The sequence below is a fragment of the Altererythrobacter sp. genome (assembly GCF_050299635.1).
In the GTDB taxonomy this organism is placed as follows: Bacteria; Pseudomonadota; Alphaproteobacteria; order Sphingomonadales; family Sphingomonadaceae; genus Erythrobacter.
Map to the genome: position 1 here is coordinate 1 of NZ_JBNKWF010000044.1, position 3,719 is coordinate 3,719.

Annotated in this window: 3 protein-coding genes; 2 read left to right on the plus strand and 1 reads right to left on the minus strand. The window is 63.2% G+C overall.

What is annotated here, in order from left to right:
* The first annotated feature begins 277 nt into the window (after positions 1–277).
* Positions 278–1,102, plus strand: a complete 825-nt coding sequence (locus ACQY6C_RS14565; protein ID WP_427969980.1) for a hypothetical protein — start codon at positions 278–280, stop codon at positions 1,100–1,102.
* Positions 1,103–1,271: 169 nt separating this feature from the next.
* A complete protein-coding gene (locus ACQY6C_RS14570; RefSeq protein ID WP_427969982.1) occupies positions 1,272–2,342 on the plus strand; it encodes a choice-of-anchor A family protein in 1,071 nt (356 codons plus the stop codon).
* Here ACQY6C_RS14570 and ACQY6C_RS14575 read toward each other — a convergent pair.
* Positions 2,330–3,586, minus strand: a complete 1,257-nt coding sequence (locus ACQY6C_RS14575) for an RsmB/NOP family class I SAM-dependent RNA methyltransferase (protein ID WP_427969984.1) — start codon at positions 3,584–3,586, stop codon at positions 2,330–2,332. The two genes, ACQY6C_RS14570 and ACQY6C_RS14575, sit on opposite strands and share 13 nt — an antisense overlap.
* Positions 3,587–3,719: the final 133 nt, after the last annotated feature.

Here is a 3,719-nt window from a genome sequence, read left to right on the forward strand (position 1 = left end):
CGGCGGGTTTCGGGATCGGTTGGATTTGTTCGTCCCGACAAACCGCCACTTCCAGAACTATGAAACCTAAATCTTGCCACAGCGTGATCCTTGTTGAGAGGCGAGAATCGGTAGAATCATCGCGACTGGATCCACAGGATAGTGACTTGGGAGATCAGGCTGGAGCGCGCTTCGGCAAGGAGTGCTCGGCGTAAGACGAAGGCCAGGATGCACGCGGAACCGCTCAAGTCCAGCGCGAGAGCTTTGCGTGCAAGGCGAAAGCGGATAGCAAGGCCGCATGCCCGGCGCTCCCGAAATAGCCTTTACATACGATCATCGGGTCGGTGACGACGGATCGATTACCTTCCGCTGTTTGGGCGACGTGGCAGCATGGCCCTGGCTGGAATTGCCACCGTGCCACCCGATCGTGGTGCAGACGATCAGCTATTGGATCAGCGTCGAATGTTCCGCCGCGCGCGGCTCGCTCGATCAGTCCAAATGGTCAGCCATGACCTGGATGGACTGGGAATGCGGCGATCCCGATGCAGGCCATGCGGCAAGCGGGACAATGGAAGGAACCGGCAGCGGCGACAAGCTGGGATTCCTCATCACTCTGCACGATGCGAAAAACCGTCTCGTGTGCCGCATCCACGGTAGGGGCGTGGTATTCCGCACGCGCGATTTCGAGGGCTGGCGCAAACAGGCGAAAGAGAAGCTGGCGGTCGACGCCGGTTTGCAGGACTTCGTATTCGCAGAGGTAGCCGCTGTGGGTGCGCCACCGGGCGAGCACGCGCTGATCGCGCCGCTATCGGATGACCCGCCGATCCATGCCGATGCCCTTGTGACCGCCGCGAACGGATTGCCGCCCGCCAGCCGTTACATGAGCGGTTCGGGCGACCATGTGAACACGACGCATCTGGGCGAAGCCTGCCGCCAGTTCGCCGCGCTGCTGCTACACGATCCCGCAATTCGCTTCAGCGGGGGCGAGATGCACTTCAACCGCTATATCGAGCTGAACGTGCCGTTCCGGCTCCAATGCGTCTCACAGTCGGATGAGCGCCTGGACCTGACCATTAGCCAGGCCGGCAGGGAATGCATGCGCGCGGCGCTGAGGATTGCCTAACTCTTCACCCACCGCGCAACGAAGAACCCGTCGAGCCCGCCTTCGTCCACCAACAAATCGTGCACGGTGCGTTCCGCAATGAGACAGCCCCCAATCAGGAATTCCGAAATCTTTATAACGCAGTAAGCGCCCGAAAAATCTTCAACTATTCACAAAAAGGCATTTAATAGTGGCGCTTTTCCGTTCTTCATTTCTATCCCTCGCACCCATTGCCGTGGCCCTGTCCGCAAGCACTGCCCTTGCATCGCCCGGGCCTGTTGCCGGAACGGACGTGCTGCGCACCTGGAACCTTGTGGTGCTGGGAGACTTGACGTCATCCTCCGAAGTGGAAGGGCGCACCTTTGTCGGTGGCAATCTGGATGGCAATGCATCGAACTATCAGATCAGCCCCACCGTCACGACCAGTTCCGACACGCCAGGGCTGACGGTGGTCGGCGATGTTAGCGGCGGGCACAAGAACCTCAACAATGGTTCCGGCGCGGTCGTCGGCGGCAATGTGAGCAGCGGCTTCAACCTCAACGGCGATCCGCAGACGGTGCAGGTGGGCGGCTCCATCTCCAACACCAACGTCAACAACAACACGGTCACTTCGGGCCTTGCCGCGTCCGACCCGGCCTTCATGCAGAATCTGATCCAGCAGCAGAGCCTGATCGAAACATCGATGAATAGCCTCAGCCATTCATTGAGCACGTTGGACACCAACAGCGCTTTCAACATCAACGGCAATCGCGGTACCTTCGATGCCCAACCCGATGCCGACGGTGTGGCCGTATTCAACATCAGCGCGGCAGACCTCGACAAGATCGGCGAGCTTCAGTTCAATCTCAACGGCGCCGATACCGCGATCGTCAATGTTTCGGGCGCCAGCGTCGCGCTCAATGACAACTTCCTGGGCGGCACCAACAATCTGGGCGAACATGTCATCTGGAACTTCCCCGATGCGGAAGACTTGTCGCTGACGACAGCCTGGGGCGGTTCGGTTCTCGCTCCCAAGGCCGATGCGACGACGCAGAATTACATCCAGGGTTCAGCCGTGTTCGGCAGCCTGGTGCAGAATGGCGAGATGCATGTGGGCACTTATACCGGCGGATACTACCCGCCCTCTGGCGGCGAACCGCCAGTCAGCTCAAGCAGTTCGTCCGGCGGCACGCCCGTGCCGGAACCCGGCATGCTGGCGCTGTTCGGCCTGGCTGCAGCGGGCATAGCTTTCAGACGGAAGCGACGGCCTCAAACAGCCTGATCCTTCACCCAACGCGCAACGAAGAACCCGTCGAACCCGCCTTCGTCCGCCATCATGCCGGGATCGGTGCGGAGCCAACCCTCTGGCGTGGGCTCGATTCCTTGCGGCAGTTCTTCGGCGCGGATCCTCAGCGGCTCCAGCGTGGCGCGCGCAGCTTGGTCTTCACCCTCCTCGCGTTCCAGCGAGCAGGTGGCATAGACCAGCACGCCGCCGGGCTTGAGCCATTGCGCCGCGCGGGCAAGCAGAGCGGCTTGCAGCTCCGCCATCTCCTCGATCTGGCGCTGGCCGATCCGGTGCAGCACGTCAGGATGACGGCGGCAGGTGCCGGTGGCGGTGCAAGGCGCATCGAGCAGGATCGCGTCAAACTGGTGCTTCGGCTCCCACGTCAGCGCGTCGGCACGGACGGGCGAGGCCGTGAGCCCGGTGCGCTTGAGGTTCTCCTTCAGCAGGTCGAGCCGCCGCTTGCTGAGATCGAGCGCGGTCACCTTCCAGCCTGCCGCAGCAAGTTGCAGCGTCTTGCCGCCCGGCGCGGCGCAGAGATCCAGCACGGTCTTGCGCTCATTCCCATTGGCCCCCGCACCCAGCAGCCGCGCGGGAAGCGAGGCAGCGAGATCCTGTACCCACCAGGCGCCTTGCTTGAAGCCCGCAAGCTCCTCGACCCGTTCGCCGCGCGGCAGACGCACATGTCCCGGCATCAGGCTATCGCCGCCCAGCTCCAGCGCCCATTTCGCCGTCTCCGACGCATCGCGTAGCGAAAGATCGAGCGGCGGCGGATCGGCAAGGCCTGATGCGATTGCACCCACCCGCTCGCCCCAGCGAGCCGCCACGTCATCAGGCATGGTCGGCGCGTCAGGCAGCATCGCCTCGCGCCTGGTCAGAGTCGAGAACACGCCATGCGCCAGCCGCCTCGGCCCGCCGGAAAGCAGCGGCAAGCCGGTCGCCACCACCGCATGCGGCGGCGTATCGAGCCGCAGCCATTGCGCCAGCATCAGCCGCAGCACTGCGCGCGGCTTGGCATCGTCAGGCAGGCGCTTCTTCGTCGCACTGTCAATCAGCGCGTCGAGATCGGTGAGCCAGCGCAGGCTCTCGTTTGCGATTGCGCGGGCGAGCGCCTTGTCCTCAGGACGGCGGACATCCTTGGTGGCAGGCGGATAGGCGGTCTCAAGCGTCTCGCCCCGGCGCAGCACTGCGTCGAGCATGCGGAGCGCGGCGCGGCGCGCGTGGATACCGGTGGGCTGAACCATCGCGCCCCACTAGGGACTATTGAAACCATGCGCCAGTGCGCGCATGTTCAGTGCATGACACGCGCAACCAAACACCCCAAGGCCTTCACCAAGCCCGCGCACTGGAGCAACGATCCGGTGCCTGAGCCGAAAC